21 protein-coding genes are annotated in these 19,971 nt (G+C 63.1%); 10 read left to right on the top strand and 11 right to left on the bottom strand.

What is annotated here, in order from left to right; genetic code table 11:
- Nucleotide 1: 1 nt before the first annotated feature.
- Entirely contained in the window at nucleotides 2–553 is a 552-nt protein-coding gene (locus P9250_RS16240; RefSeq protein WP_244828813.1) for a thioredoxin family protein, read from the bottom strand.
- A gap of 93 nt (nucleotides 554–646) precedes the next feature.
- On the opposite strand from P9250_RS16240, the gene P9250_RS16235 reads away from it, so the two are divergent.
- Nucleotides 647–901 (top strand): type II toxin-antitoxin system Phd/YefM family antitoxin, encoded by a 255-nt coding sequence (locus tag P9250_RS16235; RefSeq protein WP_250493750.1) that lies wholly within the window; start codon nucleotides 647–649, stop codon nucleotides 899–901.
- On the top strand, nucleotides 901–1,278 hold the full coding sequence (locus P9250_RS16230; RefSeq protein WP_250467541.1) for a type II toxin-antitoxin system VapC family toxin: 378 nt from the start codon (nucleotides 901–903) through the stop codon (nucleotides 1,276–1,278). Before P9250_RS16235 ends, P9250_RS16230 begins: the two co-directional genes overlap by 1 nt.
- A gap of 59 nt (nucleotides 1,279–1,337) precedes the next feature.
- Here P9250_RS16230 and fba read toward each other — a convergent pair whose 3' ends face one another.
- The 7 genes from fba to P9250_RS16195 all read right to left on the bottom strand — a co-directional run bounded on the left by fba (nucleotide 1,338) and on the right by P9250_RS16195 (nucleotide 9,458).
- Entirely contained in the window at nucleotides 1,338–2,375 is a 1,038-nt protein-coding gene (gene fba / locus P9250_RS16225) for a class II fructose-bisphosphate aldolase (RefSeq protein WP_310394051.1), read from the bottom strand.
- Between the two features lie 29 nt (nucleotides 2,376–2,404).
- The gene (gene tkt, locus P9250_RS16220; RefSeq protein WP_310394048.1) at nucleotides 2,405–4,456 is read right to left on the bottom strand and encodes a transketolase; all 2,052 of its coding nucleotides are present in this window, start codon (nucleotides 4,454–4,456) and stop codon (nucleotides 2,405–2,407) included.
- 34 nt (nucleotides 4,457–4,490) lie between these two features.
- The gene (locus P9250_RS16215) at nucleotides 4,491–5,363 is read right to left on the bottom strand and encodes a phosphoribulokinase (RefSeq protein WP_244828818.1); all 873 of its coding nucleotides are present in this window, start codon (nucleotides 5,361–5,363) and stop codon (nucleotides 4,491–4,493) included.
- Nucleotides 5,364–5,462: 99 nt separating this feature from the next.
- On the bottom strand, nucleotides 5,463–6,557 hold the full coding sequence (locus tag P9250_RS16210; protein WP_310394046.1) for a class 1 fructose-bisphosphatase: 1,095 nt from the start codon (nucleotides 6,555–6,557) through the stop codon (nucleotides 5,463–5,465).
- 12 nt (nucleotides 6,558–6,569) lie between these two features.
- Nucleotides 6,570–7,505 (bottom strand): CbbX protein, encoded by a 936-nt coding sequence (gene cbbX / locus P9250_RS16205; protein WP_310394044.1) that lies wholly within the window; start codon nucleotides 7,503–7,505, stop codon nucleotides 6,570–6,572.
- A gap of 17 nt (nucleotides 7,506–7,522) precedes the next feature.
- A complete protein-coding gene (locus P9250_RS16200; RefSeq protein ID WP_244828821.1) occupies nucleotides 7,523–7,939 on the bottom strand; it encodes a ribulose bisphosphate carboxylase small subunit in 417 nt (138 codons plus the stop codon).
- A gap of 28 nt (nucleotides 7,940–7,967) precedes the next feature.
- Nucleotides 7,968–9,458 (bottom strand): form I ribulose bisphosphate carboxylase large subunit, encoded by a 1,491-nt coding sequence (locus P9250_RS16195; RefSeq protein WP_244828822.1) that lies wholly within the window; start codon nucleotides 9,456–9,458, stop codon nucleotides 7,968–7,970.
- 381 nt (nucleotides 9,459–9,839) lie between these two features.
- On the opposite strand from P9250_RS16195, the gene pqqA reads away from it, so the two are divergent.
- The 3 genes from pqqA (at nucleotide 9,840) to P9250_RS16180 (ending at nucleotide 11,330) form a co-directional block, all read left to right on the top strand.
- Entirely contained in the window at nucleotides 9,840–9,914 is a 75-nt protein-coding gene (gene pqqA, locus P9250_RS16190) for a pyrroloquinoline quinone precursor peptide PqqA (protein WP_008354335.1), read from the top strand.
- 96 nt (nucleotides 9,915–10,010) lie between these two features.
- Complete coding sequence (locus P9250_RS16185; RefSeq protein WP_310394187.1) at nucleotides 10,011–10,595, top strand: DUF447 domain-containing protein; 585 nt, start codon at nucleotides 10,011–10,013, stop codon at nucleotides 10,593–10,595.
- A gap of 33 nt (nucleotides 10,596–10,628) precedes the next feature.
- Entirely contained in the window at nucleotides 10,629–11,330 is a 702-nt protein-coding gene (locus P9250_RS16180; protein ID WP_310394041.1) for a (5-formylfuran-3-yl)methyl phosphate synthase, read from the top strand.
- 48 nt (nucleotides 11,331–11,378) lie between these two features.
- Here P9250_RS16180 and P9250_RS16175 read toward each other — a convergent pair whose 3' ends face one another.
- From P9250_RS16175 to P9250_RS16165, 3 genes are all read right to left on the bottom strand, one after another.
- Nucleotides 11,379–11,966, bottom strand: coding sequence for an aspartate kinase (locus tag P9250_RS16175; RefSeq protein WP_244828824.1), 588 nt, complete (start codon nucleotides 11,964–11,966; stop codon nucleotides 11,379–11,381).
- A gap of 90 nt (nucleotides 11,967–12,056) precedes the next feature.
- Nucleotides 12,057–13,157 (bottom strand): hydantoinase/oxoprolinase family protein, encoded by a 1,101-nt coding sequence (locus P9250_RS16170; protein ID WP_250510417.1) that lies wholly within the window; start codon nucleotides 13,155–13,157, stop codon nucleotides 12,057–12,059.
- On the bottom strand, nucleotides 13,157–14,188 hold the full coding sequence (locus P9250_RS16165) for an ATP-grasp domain-containing protein (RefSeq protein WP_310394037.1): 1,032 nt from the start codon (nucleotides 14,186–14,188) through the stop codon (nucleotides 13,157–13,159). The genes P9250_RS16170 and P9250_RS16165 overlap by 1 nt, the downstream gene beginning before the upstream one ends.
- A gap of 13 nt (nucleotides 14,189–14,201) precedes the next feature.
- On the opposite strand from P9250_RS16165, the gene P9250_RS16160 reads away from it, so the two are divergent.
- The 5 genes from P9250_RS16160 (at nucleotide 14,202) to P9250_RS16140 (ending at nucleotide 19,933) form a co-directional block, all read left to right on the top strand.
- Nucleotides 14,202–14,930 carry a HisA/HisF-related TIM barrel protein gene (locus P9250_RS16160; RefSeq protein ID WP_309848354.1) on the top strand — a complete coding sequence of 243 codons (729 nt, stop codon included), beginning with the start codon at nucleotides 14,202–14,204 and terminating at the stop codon, nucleotides 14,928–14,930.
- A gap of 235 nt (nucleotides 14,931–15,165) precedes the next feature.
- The gene (locus tag P9250_RS16155) at nucleotides 15,166–16,467 is read left to right on the top strand and encodes a formylmethanofuran dehydrogenase (RefSeq protein WP_310394185.1); all 1,302 of its coding nucleotides are present in this window, start codon (nucleotides 15,166–15,168) and stop codon (nucleotides 16,465–16,467) included.
- Nucleotides 16,464–18,167 (top strand): formylmethanofuran dehydrogenase subunit A, encoded by a 1,704-nt coding sequence (locus P9250_RS16150; protein WP_310394035.1) that lies wholly within the window; start codon nucleotides 16,464–16,466, stop codon nucleotides 18,165–18,167. The genes P9250_RS16155 and P9250_RS16150 overlap by 4 nt, the downstream gene beginning before the upstream one ends.
- Nucleotides 18,168–19,118: a formylmethanofuran--tetrahydromethanopterin N-formyltransferase gene (gene fhcD / locus P9250_RS16145; RefSeq protein ID WP_310394033.1), complete on the top strand. Its 951-nt coding sequence runs from the start codon at nucleotides 18,168–18,170 to the stop codon at nucleotides 19,116–19,118. It abuts the gene before it with no gap.
- Nucleotides 19,115–19,933 (top strand): formylmethanofuran dehydrogenase subunit C, encoded by an 819-nt coding sequence (locus tag P9250_RS16140; RefSeq protein WP_310394031.1) that lies wholly within the window; start codon nucleotides 19,115–19,117, stop codon nucleotides 19,931–19,933. The genes fhcD and P9250_RS16140 overlap by 4 nt, the downstream gene beginning before the upstream one ends.
- The last annotated feature ends 38 nt before the right edge of the window (nucleotides 19,934–19,971 follow it).

Raw genomic sequence — 19,971 nt, 5'->3', positions numbered from 1 at the left:
GTCACGACGCTTTCCATTTGATCGAGCAGCCGAGCGCGGGGAGTTGCAGAGCCTGTGTGGTGCCATGGACCGCGATGTCGCGCATGGCTTCGTAGAGATCGCGGCGCGCATCGGGCAACGGTTCCTTGCGCGATGCATCGATTCTGCCGCGATAGCGCAGCTTCAGCTCATGGTCGAAACCGAAGCATTCCGGCGTGCAGACGGCGCCGTATGCATGCGCGACTTGCTGCGTTTCATCGAAGAGATACGGGAACGGCAGGCGTTGATCTTCGGCGAGGCGCACCATGGCGTCGAAATCGTCGTCGGTGTAGACGCTTGCATCGTTCGAGTTGATGCCGACGACGTTCACGCCTGTTTCACGTAGCTGGATGGCGTCGCGGATGAGGCCTGGCAACGCAGCTTTCACATACGGGCAGTGATTGCACATGAACACGATGACGAGGCCGCGCTCGCCCTTGAGACTGTCGAGCGTGCGGGTCGTGCCGTCGGTAGCGATGAGCGCGAAAGTCGCGGCATCCGCGCCCGGTTCGCCCGGCGGAGATTCGGTCGGCATGAGGTTGCTCCCAATTGGCTGTTCGGCATATCGACGAGGCGTTTCAAACCGTCTAGCATGTTGAAACGCTAACTTAGTTATCCGGAGCACAACATGATGCACACCGTCAGCATTGAATATGCTAAAGCTAACTTTTCGCAACTTATTGAGCTGGCGCTAAAGGGGGAAAGGGTTGAAATACAAGACGACTCGGGCCCGTCCTTTACGCTCAGCTGCATTCGTCGAGTCAAGGGCAGGAGGATTGGCATCGCGAAGGGACTCATCTCGCAAGAAGAGGTCGATGCGATAACCGAAGCGTTGCTTGCGCCGCTGCCCGACGACATACTCGCCGCGTTCGAGGGCCGGTAATGCGACTGTTGCTCGATACGCACATCTATGTCTGGTCCGTGACCGAAGACCGACGGCTTCCAAAGAAGGCACGCAGTCTGATCGAAGATGCAACTGAAATCTACGTCAGTTCCGCAAGCATCTGGGAACTGGCTATCAAAGCCGCTCGCGGCAAGCTTGAACCGCGTGTGCAGCAAATCCTCAACGGAGTGGATGACCTTGCTTATGCCGAACTTACCGTGAGTCATATGCATGCGCTTGCAGTACGTGACCTACCGCTTTTTCACTACGATCCCTTTGATCGTCTGCTGGTCGCGCAAGCCGCGAGCGAGCTTCTGCGATTGATTACCTCCGATCGACTTCTCTCGCCGTACCACGACTGCGTCACCGTCGTTTGATCGGTCTCTGCTTTGGTTGAGAGCCAAAGCAGAGACTATTCACGCAACTGACCAGCCCCTCAGTGATACCGCCTCGCCATAGCCTCCAACGCCATCGGCTTGATCCTCGCCGCCTGCCCCGCGCACCCGAACGCCTCGAACCGTTCGATACATAAGTCCCTCGCCGCCGCCGTCGCCGCCTTCAAAGCGTGACGCGGATCGAACTCCGAGCGCGCCGATGCCATCGCACGACGCATCGCGCCCGTCATCGCAAGGCGAATGTCCGTGTCGATATTGACCTTGCGCACGCCATTCGCAATCCCGCGCCGTATCTCCTCGACTGGCACGCCGAACGTCGAACCAATCTCGCCGCCGTGCTCGCGTATCACCGTCAGCCACTCCTGCGGCACCGAAGACGAGCCATGCATCACGAGATGCGTATCCGGAATGCGCGCGTGTATCTCGGCGACGCGGTCTATCGCGAGAATATCGCCCGTCGGCTGACGGCTGAACTTGTAAGCGCCGTGCGACGTGCCAATGGCAATCGCCAGCGCATCGATGCCCGTCGCTTCGACGAAGGCGCGCGCTTCATCGGGATCGGTGAGCAAGCGGTCGTGACTGAGCGCGCCCTTTGCGCCCACGCCGTCCTCTTCGCCCGCAAGGCCCGTTTCGAGCGAACCCAGGCAGCCCAGTTCTCCTTCCACCGATACGCCGACCGAATGCGCCGCATCCACCACGCGCCGGCTGACCTCGACGTTGTAGTCGTAGTCCGCAGGCGTCTTCTGGTCCGGCATGAGCGAGCCGTCCATCATCACGGACGTGAAGCCGGAACGGATCGCCTGCTGACACACCGAAGGGCTCGCGCCGTGATCCTGGTGCAGCACCACCGGAAGCTCCGGATGCGCCTCGATGGCCGCCAGCACCAGATGCCGCAGATACGTCTCGCCCGCATACTTGCGCGCGCCCGCCGACGCCTGCAGGATCACCGGGCTTTGCGTCGCCTCGGCGGCCTGCATGATCGCGTGCACCTGCTCCATGTTGTTGACGTTGAACGCAGGCACGCCGTAATCGTGCTCGGCCGCGTGGTCGAGCAATTGTCTCAATGCGATAAAAGCCATCGTCATGTCTCCGTTGGCGGGAATAGAAATCAGGCAGCGACGCGCTTCGCTTCATCGACTAGCGCTTCCGTCGTCACACCGAAATGCGCGAACAGTTCGCTCGCAGGTGCGGACTCGCCGAACCGGTCGATGCCGATCACACCGCCCTGCAAACCGACGTACTGCCGCCAGAATCCGGTCACGCCCGCTTCTATTGCCACGCGCGGCACGCCCTCGGGCAGCACGCGCTCGCGCCACACCTGACACTGCCGGTCGAACACGGTGGTGGACGGCATCGACACCACACGCGCCAAGATGCCTTGCGCCTTCAGCGGCTCGACCGCCGCGAGCGCCAGCGACACCTCCGAACCGGTCGCCATCAACACGACGCGGCGCGCATCGCGTTCGCTCGTCGGTGGCCAGTCAACGAGCACATAACCGCCGCGCTCTATACCATCGATCTGCGCTTCATCGCGCGGCACGAAAGGCAGGTTCTGCCGCGACAGCAAGAGACACGAAGGCCGGTCGCGCTCGACCGCGCTGATCCACGCTTGCGCCGTCTCGACCGTATCGCACGGGCGCCAGACATCGAGACCGGGAATCATGCGCAACGTGGCGGCGTGCTCGATAGGCTGATGCGTCGGGCCGTCCTCGCCAAGGCCGATCGAATCGTGCGTAAAGACGAACACCGCGCGCGTCTTCATCAACGCGGCCATGCGCAAGGCGTTACGCGAGTAGTCGGAGAACGTGAGGAACGTGCCGCCGAACGGCAGATAGCCTTTATGCAGCGCCACGCCGTTCAGCACCGCGCTCATGCCGAATTCGCGCACCCCGAAATGGATATAGTTGCCCGCAATGCCATCTTCACCGTTCGATACGACGTCTTTCGCGTCCTTCCATCGCGTGAGATTGGAGCCCGTCAGATCCGCCGATCCGCCGAGCAGCTCAGGCAGCGCGCGCGCGAGTCCTTCGATGGCTATCTGCGATGCCTTGCGCGTCGCGACCGTCTGACCGGCGCGGTCGGCATCGCGTACGAGTGCATGCGCCGAATCGCGCCAATTCGCGGGCAACGCGCCGCGCGCACGGCGTTCAAACTCCGCCGCTTCATCCGGATACACGCGGCGATAAGCCTGCAGACGCGCGTTCCAATTCTCTTGCGCCGCCGCGCCCGCTTCGCGTGCATTCCAGCGTTCGCGTATCGAAGCGGGAATTTCGAATGGCGCATGCGGCCAGTCGAGCGCGCGCCGCGTCGCTTCGACTTCTAGCGTGCCGAGCGGCGCGCCGTGGACATCGTGCGTGCCGGACATCGCCGGGGAGCCCTTGCCGATCACGGTCTTGCAACAGATGAGCGTCGGCTTCGTCGATACGCGCGCCTGTTGCAGCGCATGCGAGACCGCATCGGCGTCGTGGCCATCGACTGCGCGCAGCACGTTCCATCCGTAAGCGGCGAAGCGTTGCGGGGTGTCGTCGGTGAACCAGCCCTGCACATGACCGTCGATGGAGATGCCGTTGTCGTCGTACAGCACGACGAGCTTGTTCAGACCCAATGTGCCCGCAAGCGATGCCGCTTCGTGCGAAATGCCTTCCATTAGACAGCCATCGCCCGCGAAAACATACGTGCGATGATCGACGATCTCATGCCCCGGCCGATTGAACTCGCGCGCAAGCAAAGCCTCGGCGAGCGCCATGCCGACCGCATTCGCGAGTCCTTGCCCGAGTGGTCCCGTCGTGGTTTCGACACCGGGCGTCACGCCCACTTCCGGATGTCCCGGCGTCTTGCTGCCCATCTGCCGGAAGCGTTTCAGTTCTTCTATCGGCAAGTCGTAGCCGGTGAGATGCAGGAGCGCATAGAGCAGCATGGAACCATGACCGTTCGATAAAACGAAGCGGTCGCGATCCGGCCAGTCGGGGTCCGCGGGATTGTGCTTCAGATGACGGCCCCACAGCGCGACGGCAATCTCCGCCATGCCCATCGGCATGCCGGGATGTCCCGAGTTCGCTTGCTGGACCGCATCGACCGCGAGCATGCGCAGCGCGTTGGCCATCTGTCGAATGTCGGGTGTGTGACGCGCTTTGGGCAAAGCTTCAGCGACGGCGCTCATGAGCGGCCTCCTTCGATGCAATGGTGGGAAATCTTTAAGCGCGCGCGCGTCGGTCGCGCAGCTGCAGAATCATCGGCGTGAAGATGAGTTGCATGGCGAGTCCCATCTTGCCTCCCGGCACGACGATCACGTTGGGCCGCGACATGAAAGAGTCGTGCAGCATGGTCAGCAGATAAGGGAAGTCGATGCCCTTGGGCCGCGCGAAGCGAATCACGACGAAGCTTTCGTCGGCCTGCGGAATCTCGCGTGCCGTGAACGGATTCGATGTATCCACGGTCGGCACGCGCTGGAAGTTCACGTGCGTATGCGAAAACTGCGGACAAATGTAGTTCACGTAATCGGGCATGCGGCGCAGGATCGTGTCGACCACGGCTTCGTGCGAATAGCCACGCAGGTTCTGATCGCGATGCAGCTTCTGAATCCATTCGAGATTGATGATGGGCACCACGCCCACGAGAAGATCGGCGTGACGCGCGACATCCACCTTGTCGGTCACCACGCCGCCATGCAGCCCTTCGTAGAACATCAGATCGGTATCCGCCGTGACGTCTTCCCAGGGCGTGAAGGTGCCCGCGTCCTGTTTGAAGCGCGCGGCTTCGGCGTCGTCGTGGATGTAGCGGCGAAACTTGCCGCCGCCCGTTTCACCATAGGTCGCGAACAACTGCTGCAGTTCTTCGAGCAGGTTGGCTTCGGGTCCGAAATGACTGAAGTTCTGCAGACCGTCGCGCTCGCTTTGCTTCAAGGCTTCGCGCATGCCGAGGCGATCGTAACGATGAAACGCATCGCCCTCGACGATCTGCGCGTTGATGCGCTCGCGTCTGAAGATATGCGTGAAACTCTTCATGACAGTGGTCGTGCCGGCGCCGCTCGAACCGGTCACGGCGACGATCGGATGTTTGGTTGACATGCGCTTGCCTCCCTGTTGACCGAAGCGCACATCGAAGCGCCTGCTCCGGTCTTATGTATAGCCGAGCCATCCATGTGTTCTGTGCGCTTGCAACCGTTTTTAAGCGGGCGTCTCCGGCAGGAACAGCGAGCGCTCGTTGAAAAGTGGTGACGAAAACGGCTTGTCTTCGCCCCGGTCGTGCTCGCCGTGGTAGCGATGAATGCGCGCGACTTCATTGCGCGATCCCAGAATGACCGGCACGCGTTGATGCAGCGCGCGCGGCGTGAGATCGAGAATGCGCTCGCGACCCGTGGTCGATAGTCCACCCGCCTTTTCGATCAAGAAACTCATCGGGTTCGCTTCATAGAGCAGACGCAAACGGCCTTCCATTGCAGGCGTCTTGAAATCGCGCGGATACATGAACACGCCGCCGCGCATGAGAATGCGATGCACCTCCGCGACCATCGACGCAATCCAGCGCATGTTGAAGTCCTGGCCGCGACAGCCCGTTCTGCCGTCCTTGCATTCCTGCACGTAACGGCGCACCGGCGGCTCCCAGAAGCGTTCGTTCGATGCGTTGATCGCGAACTCGCATGAATCCTCGGGAATGCGGATCTCGGAATGCGTGAGCACGAAGTTGCCGACGTCGCGCTCGAGCGTAAAGCCGTGCGTGCCATTGCCGACGGAGATCACGAGCATGGTCGCCGGACCGTAGATCGCGTAGCCTGCCGCAACTTGCTCGCGGCCGGGTTGCAGGAACGCGGCTTCATCGGTGATGACGTTGTCGGCGCTGTTCTTTCTCAACACGGAGAAGATGGAACCGACCACGCCATTGATATCGATGTTCGACGAGCCATCGAGCGGATCGAAGGCCAGCAGATATTCGCCGCGCGGATACGTTTCGGGAATTGCATAGACACCGTCCATTTCCTCCGACACCATACCCGCGAGCAGACCGTCCCATTCGCAATGCTGCAGGAAGATGTCGTTGGTCACGAGGTCGAGCTTCTTCTGCTCTTCGCCATGCAGGTTGATGCTCGACGCCGATCCGTGCTGCCCGCCGAGCGCCCCGCGCGTGAGCGCTGCCGCGATCGTCTTGATGGATGCAGCGACGTCGATCAGCAAGGCCGAGAGCCCGCTTGCGGCATCGGGGCCAGGCTTGCGGTCGAGCGTGTCGATCAGAAACTTCGATAAGGTCGTGCGTCCGTCCTGCATCGCGCTCTCCTTCTAGGGTTGGGATTCGGCAAACACGCGGCTCGCGCGGATATCGCTCGCGTCGAGCTGCATCAATGCGTTAGCGTCGGCGGGACCGCTGCCGCGTTCGGCCGCGGCAAACAAGCGATTCGCCTGACGCAGACGCGCGCGGTCGAGCGCATTGCGTACCGAACGCGCGTTGGCGAAATTCGGCAGCGCGATCCGGCGCGAAAGATAGTCTTCGAAGGCGCGGCGCGCGTCGCCGTCGAAGCGGTAATGCATCGACGAAAGCATGTGCTCGGCGATCTGCAAGAGCTCGTCGGGCGCATAGTCGGGAAACGCAATGTGATGCGCAATGCGCGAACGAAAGCCGGGATTGCTTTGAAAGAACGTCTCCATGCGTCCTTCGTAACCCGCGAGAATCACGACGAGATCGTCACGCTGGTTCTCCATGGTCTGCAGCAGAATCTCGATCGCTTCCTGCCCGTAATCGCGCTCGTTCTCCGGGCGATAAAGGTAATACGCTTCATCGATGAACAGCACGCCACCCATCGCGCGCTTGAGCACTTCACGCGTCTTCGGCGCGGTATGTCCTATGTATTGACCGACCAGATCGTCGCGCGTCACCGAAACCAGGTGATTGCGGCGGATATAACCGAGTCTGTGCAAGACCTGCGCCATGCGCATGGCAACGGTCGTCTTCCCCGTGCCGGGGTTACCCGAGAAGCACATATGCAGCGTGGGCGCACCGGACGCGATGCCTAACGTTTCGCGCGCACGCTCCACCAGCAGATGCGCCGCGATCTCGCGGATGCGCGTCTTCACGGGCGCGAGGCCAATGAGGTCGCGATCCAGCTCCGCCAGCACTTCGCCGATGCGCGATTCGCGATACAGCGCCATGAGGTCGGCGCCGGGCTGCGGCTGCGCTTCGAGGTTCAACCGTTCTTCGAGCGTGGCTTCTGCGCTCATGGTGACTGCCTCCTCGCTCAATAGCGATCGCCCGCGGGTCTGTCGGTGGCATAAGTGCGGATCGAATAGCGCTGCACGCGGCCATGCACGTCCTGACGTTCGAGCCGGAAGCCCTTCTCGTCGGATGGCCGGTTGACGATGAACGAAAGCCGCATGGTCTCGAAGCCGCGCACCGAATCGAACGCATTGACCTTGATGTACTGCTGCGGATACGTCTTCCTGCAGGCGTTGACTTCCATCATCACGCCTGCTGCATCGTGCAGGTCGAACATGGGCAAGCCCCACATCTCCCAGTACGTATTGCGCGGATGCGGGTCGTCGGTGTACTCCACCGAACAAGCCCAGCCCTGATCGAGCGCGTAGTTGATCTGCGAGGAGATTTCTTCATCGGTCAGCGGAGGAAGAAACGAGAACGTTCCCTGAGTCAGTTTCATGGTCTGATTCCCTTGAAGATGAGATGCGTCAGGCAGGCGTCGCCGACACCGCGTAGTCGGGCGTATCGGTGGATGCATAGTTGAAGGTCACGTCGCGCCACGTATCGAGCGCGGCCTTGAGCGGCGTGCACCAGCGCGCGGCGGCTTCGAGAATGTCCATGCCCTCGTTGACGATGTCGCGCCCTTCATTGCGCGCCTTGACCATCGCTTCGAGCGCCACGCGATTCGCCACGGCGCCCGCCTGTATGCCTTGCGGATGCCCGATGGTCCCGCCGCCGAACTGCAGAATGGCGTCGTCGCCGAAGAGGTCGAGCAGCTGATGCATCTGTCCCGCATGAATGCCGCCCGACGCCACCGGCATGACCTTGCGCAAACCGGCCCACGGTTGATCGAAGAAGATGCCGCGCGACAAGTCCACTTCGTTACGCGACTCGCGCAGCACGTTGTAATAGCCCTGCACGGAGAGCGGATCGCCTTCGAGCTTGCCTACCGCCGTGCCCGCATGCGCATGATCGACGCCCGCCATGCGCAACCATTTCGCGATCACGCGAAACGAGATGCCGTGATTGCGTTGCCGCGTATAAGTGCCATGCCCCGCGCGATGCAGATGCAGAATCATGTCGTTTCTGCGCGCCCATTTCGACATCGACTGAATGGCGGTCCAGCCGATCACGAGATCGATCATCACGATGCACGAGCCGAGTTCCTTGGCGAACTCCGCGCGTTCGTACATGTCTTCCATCGTGCCCGCGGTGACGTTGAGATAGTGGCCCTTCACTTCGCCGGTCTCGGCTTGTGCGCGCGCCACGGCTTCCATTGCGAAGAGGTAGCGGTCGCGCCAGTGCATGAAGGCTTGCGAGTTGATGTTCTCGTCGTCTTTCAGGAAGTCCAGGCCGCCCTTCAGACCTTCATAGACCACGCGTCCATAGTTCTTGCCCGAGAGGCCGAGCTTGGGCTTGACGGTCGCGCCGAGCAACGGGCGTCCGTATTTGTCGAGCCGTTCACGCTCGACGACGATGCCCGTCGGCGGCCCTTGAAACGTCTTCAGATACGCAACCGGAATGCGCATGTCTTCGAGCCGCAGCGCCTTTAAAGGCTTGAAGCCGAAGACGTTGCCGATGATCGATGCCGTGAGATTCGCCACGGACCCCTCCTCGAACAGATCGAGGTCGTAAGCGATATACGCGAAGTATTGCGGATCGTCGGCGCGTGCATTGGGCACGGGTTCCACGCGATACGCCTTTGCGCGGTACATGTCGCAAGCGGTGAGACGGTCGGTCCAGACCACCGTCCACGTCGCCGTCGACGATTCGCCCGCAACGGCTGCCGCGGCTTCTTCAGGATCGACACCCGCTTGCGGTGTGATGCGAAAGAGCGCGATGACATCCGTATCCTTCGGCACGTAATCGGGCTGCCAGTAACCCATCTCGCGATACTTCATGACGCCGGCCGCATAACGCGAGCGCGGATCGGACGGATTGCGCGCTGCCTCTACAGCAGCCTTGTTGAAGTCGTTCATTCCGTTTCCTCGACAGTGGAGATGAGAGGACGTTCGCTCGATGGCGCCCGCCGCGCTGTTGTGTTCGCCTGCTGTGAATGCAGAGTAGGCTCGCGGCTTTCAGAAAGGAATTCACGATTAACTTGCACGAGGCTAAGCAATCCCTTATCTACTGTCCCGTTCGCGAAGCCTCGCCACGCCGATGGAACACTTTGCTGCGTTTTTGTCACAGTGCCGGCTTGCAATGCCTTTTGCCGCCCGGCCGTGCTATTTGCCGGCGTCACGGCACGCATGGCATGACGCTTGCGTGAACCATTCGCGCCGGCGTCTCCCGGCTGTGTGACGAATGCATCCGTCAGACGTGCAAGCGAGGCAACCACCGTCATTACTGGAGGATCGACTATGCAATGGACCACGCCCAGCTTCACCGATATGCGTTTTGGTTTTGAAATCACGATGTATATCGCCACCCGCTAAAGGCGGATGAACCCGCACGGCGCTGCATCGCTCGAAGTTCGAAGAACGATGCGGCTCGCCCGTGCGGTTATGAACAACCGAACGACGCGCGCCGCCATGATCTACGAGACCATCGTCACGACAGCGAATAGCGATGGCCGGCCGCACATCGCGCCCATGGGCGTGCGTTTCGAAGACGGCCTCGCGATCCTTGCGCCTTTCAGGCCGTCCACCACACTCGACAATGTCATCGCCACACGCAGCGCCGTCATCAACTTCACGACGGACGTGCGCGTGTTTTCTGGCTGTGTTACCGGCATCGCGCGCGACTGGCCCACGGTTCCGGCCAATGCGGTGCCGAGCGTGCGGCTCGCCGACACGCTTGCGCATACCGAACTGCGACTCGCCGATATGAGCGAGGACGAGACGCGTCCCGTGCTGCGCATGGAATGCGTCTATCGCGAAACGCATGCGCCGTTCGCGGGTTTCAATCGCGCTCAAGCGGCAGTCGTCGAAGGCGCGGTGCTCGTGAGCCGGCTTTTCATGTTGCCGCCGGAGAAGGTGGATAGCGAGATCGCTTATCTGCGCATTGCCATCGACAAGACCGCGGGCGATGCGGAACGCACGGCATGGAACTGGCTCTTGCAGGCTATCGATGAATATCGCGCCAGGGCGCTCAGCACGTCGGCCCTTGGTTCCTGATTACTCTCTGAAGCACCCCCTTGGAGTCTGACCATGACCGCATTGCTCGCGAGCGTCCGCTCGGCCGATGAAGCATTCGATGCCGCGCAGGCAGGCGCGGAACTGATCGATTTGAAGGAACCGGACGCGGGCGCGCTGGGCGGTGTGAATGTCGATGAAATCGCGCGCATCGTTGGCGCGTTGCGCGCGCGTTACGCGGTACGGCCGATCAGCGCCACTATCGGCGACTTGCCCAACGACGCACTCGATGAGATCACCACGCGTGTGCTCGACGTCGCCGCGGCGGGCGTCGATTACGTGAAGGTCGGCGTGAACGCCGGGCCCGGTGCGGCCGAATGTTTGCGTCATCTGGCGGGCTTGCCAGCGGCCGTGGTGCCCGTGCTGCTCTCCGACGAAGGCGTGGACCGTTCGCTCGCGGCGCTCGCCGTGCAACTCGGCTTCGTGGGTATCGTCTTCGATACCGCTCACAAGGACGGACGCACGCTGTTCGATTGTGTCGATGTCACCGTGCTCGCGGAGTGCATGGCCATCATGCGCAGACGCGGCGGCATGACCGCGCTCGCGGGTTCGCTCGGATGGAACGATCTCGAACGCATCCGTTCGTTGAGGCCCGATATCGCGGGCGTTCGCGGCGCGTTATGCGATGAGAACGCCGGCCGCGCGGGACGACTCGATCCGCTGCGCGTGACGCGATGGGTCAATGCGCTGCACGGCGAACGCGCGCTCACGCTTTGACGCATGCATTCCCGGCGCCTGGAATAAAAGCGCCGGGCATTCGAGGCATCAGACAGCGAGATTCAAGAGCCTGTCGCGCATGACGTTCACATCGCCCTTGCTGAAAATCTCCACGACGTAGTTGGCATCGCGCACATAGGCCGGAAAGCGCTTGTCCACGATGCCCTCGTTTGCGAGCGTCTCCAAGGGCGCGTTCGCTTCGACATCGCATGACTTCACGATCATCAGCCGCTCCGCATTGAGTCGTGCTGAAAGCCATGCGGCGAGACTGTCGGAAGTCGTGTCCCAGTTGGTCATCGAGTCGGGCGTGGAGCGCATGAGATCGGTTGGCACCCACACCGCCACGCGGCCATCGCGCAATGCGCGCCGGATGCGTTCCTCGTTCGACGCCAGCACGAGCTCAGGCGCCACGCCTTGCATGAGAATGGCGTACTGCGCCATGGCGAGCAGACACATGTTGTGTGCCGCCAGGTCATCGAAATGCCATTCGCTTTGATACTGCCGCACGGCATCGGCAAAATCGCCGCCGCCCGGAACGATCACGACCCGCCCGCCACCCACTTCCCATAGCTGCGTCAGCCACTCGCGCAGCGCAGGGTCGTGACTCAGGCTACCCCCGATCTTCACCACCCACATGGCCGTTCTCCTCGTTCGAGATTGACCGCTTTCATGCCGCCGCCGGGCCACGCACCCGGTTCGTCGCCGCTCTTCTTTGTCGCCTGTCCATCACGTCGATGCCATGACGCTGCCCGCCGTCGCACGCTCCGTCGCCGATGCCGCGAGCAAGCCCACGGCCACGCTCGGCGCGCACGTCGAAACCCATTCGGCACGCTCGGTGTCGTTGTCATCCACACCAGCCAGCCGCGCAAAATCGATATAACCGCGCGCCTCCTGACGCGCCAGTGCCGTGGCGAGGAAGCGCCCACAGCCCGCACCGACGATCGGTGCACGAGCCAGCGCTTCATGCTGCGCACTCACGCGCGCAAGGTTCGTTTCGAGCGTGCGCAACTGTTCGTGGCGCCACGCGTGCGCGAAGCGGCGCCATTCGGCATCGCTCGCGTCGGCTGCATCGCGGCCGATCATCCGCGCAATGCGCGTGCGGCTCGCGGCCTCGGTCTTCGGACCGTTGTCGGCGCTTGCATGCTGATCGTGTTGCGGCCACAGTTCGCCGGTCAGGCGATACACATCGGCGGAAGTCGCGAACCATTCGTTCATCACGCCGGTGGTCTCGCCACGAAATGCGATACGTTGCGCAACGCCGCACAAGGGCGTGCGCACGACACCCTGATAAACGAGCTCGCCGCTCACGAGCCGCTCGGCGTCGTTCGAGCCGCGCGCAACCACGCGTCCCGCCACGATGGGAATGATGTCCGTGGTCGTGCTGCCGATATCGACGAGCACCGCATTCGGCACGCACGACGCGACCCATTGCGCGGTCGCAAGCCAGTTCGCCGATGCCACCTTGCGCCAGCCATCCGCGCAGGCAGAGCGCGCGAGCCAGCCTGCTTCGCCCGCGTAGAACAGCGTGCGCGGGCCGAGCCGCTGCGCAAGGGTGCGCGTGAGCGTGCGCACGCCCTCGGCGCGGTCGCTGAAGAGATCGACCATTTCGCCTGTCATCGTGACCGCGTGACGCGCCGAAGCATGCGCGGCATCGGGCCAGCGTTCGAACACGTGATCGATGGCGCGTTCGAGATGCGTCATGCCCTGCCACAACGGACACGCCCATTGCGCGACATCGGCGAGTCCGCTCTCGCGGGTCGTCATCGACACCTTGACGTGCGCGCCACCTACGTCCCAGCCGAAAACCGGCGCTTGCCGATGCGTCATCAGGACGCTCCCTGACAGGCGCGCAACGGACCCGAATCGCGTTCATCCGCAAAACCCGCGACGTGATGCGCCGCGAGCAGTTCCGCCGCGAGATTGCGCGAGAGCGCGTGGCTCAAACCTGCGTAAGCAACCGTCAAACGCGGGTTGACTTCGATGACCACGGGCCCGCACGCCGGGTTCCAGACAACGTCGATGCCCGCGAAGCCACGCAGCCCCGGAAACGCTTCCGCCACACGTAGCGCGAGCCGTTCGAGCGCGCGCCCTTGCGGCCCATGCCGATCGATACGGTTTACATCGACGCCATCGAACTGGACGATGTGCTTACCGGCCGCATGCGAAAGCCCGATGTTCTGGCGGTTGATCGAGACCACGCGCGCGCCTTCGTCGTCGCAAATCAGCGAGACGCTGAGCGGTTCACCGTCGACCCACGCCTGAAGCACGGGATTGCGGCCTGCTTCCGCGCGCGCTTGGTATTCGGCGCGGGCGGCGTCGAGTTCGCCGTAGACGTAGGTATCGAGGCCGCCTGCGCCGTCATCTGGCTTGACGACCCAGCGGCATGCGTCGTCAGGCGATGCATCGTCGGGATCGAGTGCGGGCGTGACCGCGATGCCGCGCGCCGCGAGACAAGCGGCCGTCGCGCTCTTGCTCGATGCCGCGCGAATCGTTTCCTTCGCGCAGCCAAGCCAGCGCGCGGCGCCCACGGCATCGAAAAGACGCAGCAGCAAACCATCGCATTCGGGCGCGATGATGCACGCGTAGTCGTTGGCGCGCGCCATGCGGGCGACGAAGCGCGTGACGGATTCGCCCGGCTCGGCCTTGCAGTGCGCGTAGGCGGCATCGACATGCTCGAAGCGCGAACTCGCGATGGTCACGTCGATGCCCGGCAACGCGCGCAGATCGGCTGCGATGGCGTCGCGCATCACGCGGCCCTCGACGATCAGCGCACTCAGGTCCGCAAGACTGCCCGCGCCCGCGACATCGGGATCGATGCCGCCGCCAGTGAGATACTCGAACACAAAGATCTTGGTCAAAGGAAAGCCATCCATGCAGGTGATACCCGTTCTCGATCTGCTCGACGGCCACGCGGTGCGCGCGGTGCGCGGCGAACGCTCAGGCTATCGGCCCATCCGGTCCTCGTTGTGCACGACGAGCGCACCCGTCGATGTCGCCACCGCGCTGATCCACGCGACCGGCTCACGCACGCTCTACATCGCGGACCTCGGCGCGATCCTCGAGCGCGGCGATCACGCGCCTGTGCTAGCCGCCATTTGCGATGCTTTGGGCGACGGCGTTTCCATCTGGCTCGATGCAGGCTATACCGGCTTCATGCCGATGCAGGCCTTGTTCGAGCGCATCGCTTCATTCAGGCGCTCGTCCTCCCGTTCTCGTGTCGTCCCTGTGTTCGGCACCGAAAGCCTGCTCGATCCGAACGCCCTCGAAGAAGCCCTTGCCGCAAACCATGACCCGATCCTCTCGCTCGACTATCACGCAGGCCGCGCGCTCGGGTCGACGCCTTCGGGCAGCGACTGGTGGCCGTCGCGCGTCATCGTCATGACGCTCGATCAGGTCGGCGCGCTCGCGGGACCGGACTTGACCACGTTCGCCGCAGTAAAGGCGCTCGCGGGTTCGCGCGAACTCATTGGCGCGGGCGGCATTCGTCATCGTGATGATCTCGTGGTTGCCGAGCACAGCGGCGCCGCGGGCTGGCTCGTTGCTTCGGCGCTTCATGATGCGGCCTTGCTAGCCGGCCAGCACCGTTCGTCGGAAGGTTGACTCAATATCCATGCCAAGCGCGGCACGCGCCGTTATGTCTCATCAAACACGACGCCAGAGCTTTGTAAGCGTGCGGGATGCCACTGTTGCAACCGGGCGCGCATGGGTGACAGTGTGTTTCATTGCGGAACAATGCCGTTGCAGATGTGGGTAATGCAGTATCGGCAGCGCGACCTGTCGACCACGCATGGAGCACCGCGTGAAATCGGCATGGACCTTGCTCTTTTGCAGCCCCATGCACGCATCTCCCACAACATCGAACGCGGCTTCGCAGTCGTCGCCCGAGGAAAGAGGGCAACGGAACTGGACCTGCCCGTTCTGCCCATTGCTATGCGACGACATCTCGCTGAAGCGCACCGGCGATCAACAACTCGCGGCGACAAACACCGATTGCCCTCGGCTTGCCTCGTCCCTTGCAGCGCTCGACGCGCCCGGCGTGCCCTGCCCGCCGACGGTAGACGGGCAAGCCACCGATCTCGCGTCGGCGCTCCAGCGTGCCGCGCAAATCCTGTCCGTGGCGAAACGGCCGCTCTTTGGCGGACTGGCAACCGACGTAGCCGGCGCACGCGCGCTCTATGAACTCGCCGCCCAGAGCGGCGCGATACTCGATCACTTGCACGGCGATACCCTCGCCGCCGCGAACCTCGCGTTGCAGGACCGTGGCGCGTTCTTCACGACGCTCTCGGAAGTGCGTTCGCGTGCCGACCTCATCGTGGTTGTCGCGTGCGAACCGGCGCGGCGCTATCCGCGTTTCTACGAGCGCATTGCGGCCAAAGATCGCGGCGTGGATATCGTGTTCGTCGGGTGCGGCGTCGATCCCGCAGCGGGCGCGCGTCTCGAAGCGCGACTGGAAAACGCCGAACCGTTCGACATGCTCGCCATATGGTCCGCGCTGGTAGAAGGCCGAAAGCCCGCGGCGCTGAACGACGACACGGGCGCCGCCAGCGAACTCGCCGCGCTTACCGAACGCATTCTGGCCGCGAAGTACACGGCCATCATCCATGAGCCGGCGGCGCTGCCGGGCCCGCACGCGGCGTTGGCCATCGAAGCGTTGAGCCGTATCGTCAAGGCGCTCAACAAGACGACGCGTGCCGGCGCGCTCGCCCTTGGCGGCGACGATGGCGCACTTACGGTGAATCAGGCCGTCACATGGCTCTCGGGTTTTCCGCTGCGCACGCGCGTGGCCTACGGCTTGCCGCTCGATCACGGTTCATGGCGCTATCGCACCGAGACGCTTGCGAGCCGCGGCGAGATCGATGCGCTGTTATGGGTGTCGAGCTTCGCGCCCGAAGCGCTACCTGCATCGCTTGACGATGATGTGCCTGCCATCGTCCTCGGCCATCGTGCGACGGTTGTCGGCACGCGTCGCGCGCCTACCGTGTTTATCCCCGTGGCCACGCCGGGCATCGACAGTGGCGGGCACTTGTTTCGCGTGGACGGTTCCGTGGTCGCGCCGCTTGTTGCCGCGCGCGATGCCGCTTATCCCACCGTTGCGGCCATCGTACGCGAACTGACGCAAGCCGGGAGGCCGTCATGAGCCTCACGCGTCTGCGCGGCGGCGTGGTCTTCGACCCCGTCAACAAAGTCGATGGGCACAAGCGCGACATCTATATCCGCGATGGCCGCATCGTCGCGGATGCAGCGGGCGAATCCATCGCGCCCGAACGCGACTTCGACGCGGGCGGCATGGTGGTGATGGCGGGCGGCATCGATCTGCATTCGCATATCGGCGGCGGCAAGACGAATCTGTCGCGGCTGCTATTGCCCGAGGATCATCGCAACGATCCGCTCGCAACGCGACGCAACGACGACGAAGGCCGTTATCTGCGCCTGCCTTCATGCGGCACATGCACGCCCGGCACGCTCGCCACCGGCTACCGTTATGCGGAAATGGGCTACACGGCCGCGTTCGAACCCGCGATGATCGCCTCCAACGCGCGCCACGCGCATCTGGAAATGGGCGATACACCGATCATCGATCACGGCGCCTACGTGATGATGGGCAACGACGAACTGTTCCTGCAGATGCTCGCCGCGCGGGAAGAGTTCGAACGTCTGCGCGATTACGTGGGCTGGACCGTCAACGCGAGCAAGGCGCTCGGCGTGAAGGTGGTGAATCCGGGCGGCATCTCGGCGTTCAAGTTCAATCAGCGCTCGCTCGATGTCGATGAAAAGCACGTGCATTACGGCATCACGCCACGCGATGTGCTGCGCACGCTCACGCGCGCGCTGACCGAGTTGCGGGTGCCGCATCCCTTGCATGTGCATGCGAGCAATCTCGGCGTGCCGGGCAATCTCGAATCGACCATCAAGACGATGGATGCCGCCGAAGGCCTGCCAATCCATCTCACGCATATCCAATTTCATAGCTACGGCACGGAAGGTCCGCGCAAGTTTTCATCGGGCGCGCGCGCGATTGCCGAAGCGGTCAACGCACGGTCCAACGTGACCATCGACGTCGGGCAGATCATGTTCGGCCAGACCGTCACCGCTTCCGGCGACACGATGATGCAGTTCAAGAACGCGCCGCTCGCGCATCCGCGCAAGTGGGTGCTGGGCGATATCGAATGCGATGCGGGCTGCGGCGTCGTGCCGTTTCGTTATCGCGAAGAGAGCTTCGTGAATGCGCTGCAATGGATCATCGGCCTCGAAATCTTCTTGCTCGTCGACGATCCGTGGCAAGTGTCGATGACCACCGATCATCCGAATGGCGCGCCTTTTACGAGCTATCCGCATCTGATTCGCTTGTTGATGGACAAGTCATTTCGCGACGAACAACTCGCCAAGCTTCACGCCGATGCGAAAACCGCCAGCGCGCTTGGAGACATCGAGCGCGAGTTCTCGCTCTACGACATCGCGATCATCACGCGCGCCGGCCCCGCGCGTCTGCTCGGGCTCACGGACCGCGGACATCTCGGCGAAGGCGCGGCGGCGGATATCGCGGTGTATCGTGAAGACGCGGACCGCGAACGCATGTTCACGTCACCCGCCTTCGTGTTCAAGGACGGCGAACTGATCGCGCGCGACGGCACATTGCTCGCCACGCCCACGGGCGGCATTCATTACGTGCAGCCCGAGTACGACCGCGCCATCGAAAAGCGCGTGCGCGAATTCGCCGAAGCGAATCTCGCGAGCAAGTTCGAGAAGCTAGCCATTGGCGACGACGAAATCTGCGCGTGCTGCAATGGCGGACGGCTCTTGCCGGTCGCGTGCTTCGACGCAAGCGGGGGTCGATGAATGACCGCGCTTCGCATCAACGACACACAGATAGACGACACCTTCGCCGAAGCCTTTCCGATGAAGGCAACGCGTCTTGTCATCACCGCGCACACGCCGACGTGGGCGCGCCACGCGGCGAATTCGTTGACCGGCTTTGCGACCTCCGTGATCGATTGCGGCTGCGAGGCGGGCATCGAACGCGACATGAACGGCGATGAAACGCCCGACGGCAGGCCCGGCGTCGCGGTGTTGATGTTCGCGATATCGTCGAAGGAACTCGCCAAGCAGATTGCACGGCGCGTCGGTCAGTGCGTGCTCACCTGTCCTACGACGGCGGTTTATGGCGGCATCGATCCCGCGACGAGCCGCGCGCCGCTCTCCGACAACGCGCCACTCGGCGCAGGCTTGCGCTTTTTCGGCGACGGCTATCAGATCTCGAAGATGCTCGACGGCACGCGTTACTGGCGCGTGCCCGTCATGGATGGCGAATTCGTTTGCGAGGAATCCACGGCGACGGTGAAGGCTGTCGGCGGCGGCAATCTGCTGTTGCTCGCGCGCGACCTGAATAGCGCGCTTGCCGCGGCCGAGGCAGCGGTCGCGGCGATGCATCGCTTGCCCAACATCATCACGCCGTTTCCGGGCGGCGTGGTGCGCTCGGGTTCGAAGATCGGCTCGAAGTACGCGGGCGCGTCGGCATCGACCAACGATGCGTTTTGCCCGACGCTCGTCGGCTTGTCGAAGAAGAGCGAGTTGACGAGCGACGTGGCTTGCGTGCTGGAGATAGTCATCGACGGATTGACCGATGCAGACGTGGGCGCCGCGATGACGGCGGGCATGGCAGCCGCAACATCGATCGGCCGCGCGGGCGGCGTGCTGCGCATTTCAGCAGGCAACTATGGCGGCAAGCTCGGACCGTATCACTTCAAGCTGCATGAATTGGCGGCGGGCATCGACGGGAGCCGCGCATGAACGCCATTACATTGCGCGTGAAAGGTGCACCCGGCTTTCGCGTGGATGCATCGACATTACTACCGTCGGCGCTTGCTTCCTTATCCACCGATGAATTGACGCATCTGGAATTGCAGGGCGCGGGTGAACGTTGCGCGCTTGGCGAACTGTTCGACATCGCTAGAGCCGATGCAAACACGCCGTCCCTGCTCGTCGAAGGCGATGCGCGCTGGCTCGATCGCATCGGCGCGAAGCTCGCCGAAGGCACGATCGAAGTGCATGGCGATGCCGGCGATCACGCGGGCATGGGCATGACAGGCGGTGCGTTGCACGTTCATGGCAACGCGGGCGCATTCACTGCATGCGAGATGCAAGGCGGTCGCCTCGAAGTGCGCGGCAATACGGGCGATTTCGCGGCAGGCGCTTTAGCTGGCGACATGGACGGCATGAGCGGCGGCACGCTCGTGATTCACGGCAACGCGGGCGCGCGTCTTGCAGACCGTATGCGACGAGGCACCGTGCTCGTCGCCGGCAATGCAGGCGACTTCGCGGCGTCGCGCATGGTAGCGGGCAGCGTATGTATTGCAGGCAAGACCGGCGCGCATGCAGCCTACGGCATGCGGCGCGGCACGCTCGTGCTATTTCATGAGCCGCGCATAGCGCCGACGTTCACCGAAGGCGGTCACGGCTTCGATGTCTTCTGGGCGCTCTTCACGCGCATGCTGGCCCGCGAGATGGCGCCTTTTGCGACACTCGACTCGCGCGCGTTGCCTCGACGCTACGCGGGCGATCTCGCTGTCGACGGACGCGGGGAATTGCTGATCGCCAAGCGTTGAGCAGACGATAAGAATGGACCCGGTGGACCTGTTACCAA

Source organism: Caballeronia sp. LP006, from assembly GCF_031450995.1.
In the GTDB taxonomy this organism is placed as follows: Bacteria; Pseudomonadota; Gammaproteobacteria; order Burkholderiales; family Burkholderiaceae; genus Caballeronia.
Note: the sequence above shows the minus strand (reverse complement) of the source record. Positions and strands in the feature narration are given on the sequence as shown.

Excerpts from the sequence above, each read along its gene's own strand:
- P9250_RS16240 (WP_244828813.1), bottom strand. The coding sequence starts at position 553 with ATGCCGACCGAATCTCCGCCGGGCGAACCGGGCGCGGATGCCGCGACT.
- P9250_RS16235 (WP_250493750.1), top strand. The coding sequence starts at position 647 with ATGATGCACACCGTCAGCATTGAATATGCTAAAGCTAACTTTTCGCAA.
- P9250_RS16230 (WP_250467541.1), top strand. The coding sequence starts at position 901 with ATGCGACTGTTGCTCGATACGCACATCTATGTCTGGTCCGTGACCGAA.
- fba (WP_310394051.1), bottom strand. The coding sequence starts at position 2,375 with ATGGCTTTTATCGCATTGAGACAATTGCTCGACCACGCGGCCGAGCAC.
- tkt (WP_310394048.1), bottom strand. The coding sequence starts at position 4,456 with ATGAGCGCCGTCGCTGAAGCTTTGCCCAAAGCGCGTCACACACCCGAC.
- P9250_RS16215 (WP_244828818.1), bottom strand. The coding sequence starts at position 5,363 with ATGTCAACCAAACATCCGATCGTCGCCGTGACCGGTTCGAGCGGCGCC.
- P9250_RS16210 (WP_310394046.1), bottom strand. The coding sequence starts at position 6,557 with ATGCAGGACGGACGCACGACCTTATCGAAGTTTCTGATCGACACGCTC.
- cbbX (WP_310394044.1), bottom strand. The coding sequence starts at position 7,505 with ATGAGCGCAGAAGCCACGCTCGAAGAACGGTTGAACCTCGAAGCGCAG.
- P9250_RS16200 (WP_244828821.1), bottom strand. The coding sequence starts at position 7,939 with ATGAAACTGACTCAGGGAACGTTCTCGTTTCTTCCTCCGCTGACCGAT.
- P9250_RS16195 (WP_244828822.1), bottom strand. The coding sequence starts at position 9,458 with ATGAACGACTTCAACAAGGCTGCTGTAGAGGCAGCGCGCAATCCGTCC.
- P9250_RS16185 (WP_310394187.1), top strand. The coding sequence starts at position 10,011 with ATGATCTACGAGACCATCGTCACGACAGCGAATAGCGATGGCCGGCCG.
- P9250_RS16180 (WP_310394041.1), top strand. The coding sequence starts at position 10,629 with ATGACCGCATTGCTCGCGAGCGTCCGCTCGGCCGATGAAGCATTCGAT.
- P9250_RS16175 (WP_244828824.1), bottom strand. The coding sequence starts at position 11,966 with ATGTGGGTGGTGAAGATCGGGGGTAGCCTGAGTCACGACCCTGCGCTG.
- P9250_RS16170 (WP_250510417.1), bottom strand. The coding sequence starts at position 13,157 with ATGACGCATCGGCAAGCGCCGGTTTTCGGCTGGGACGTAGGTGGCGCG.
- P9250_RS16160 (WP_309848354.1), top strand. The coding sequence starts at position 14,202 with ATGCAGGTGATACCCGTTCTCGATCTGCTCGACGGCCACGCGGTGCGC.
- P9250_RS16155 (WP_310394185.1), top strand. The coding sequence starts at position 15,166 with ATGCACGCATCTCCCACAACATCGAACGCGGCTTCGCAGTCGTCGCCC.
- P9250_RS16150 (WP_310394035.1), top strand. The coding sequence starts at position 16,464 with ATGAGCCTCACGCGTCTGCGCGGCGGCGTGGTCTTCGACCCCGTCAAC.
- fhcD (WP_310394033.1), top strand. The coding sequence starts at position 18,168 with ATGACCGCGCTTCGCATCAACGACACACAGATAGACGACACCTTCGCC.
- P9250_RS16140 (WP_310394031.1), top strand. The coding sequence starts at position 19,115 with ATGAACGCCATTACATTGCGCGTGAAAGGTGCACCCGGCTTTCGCGTG.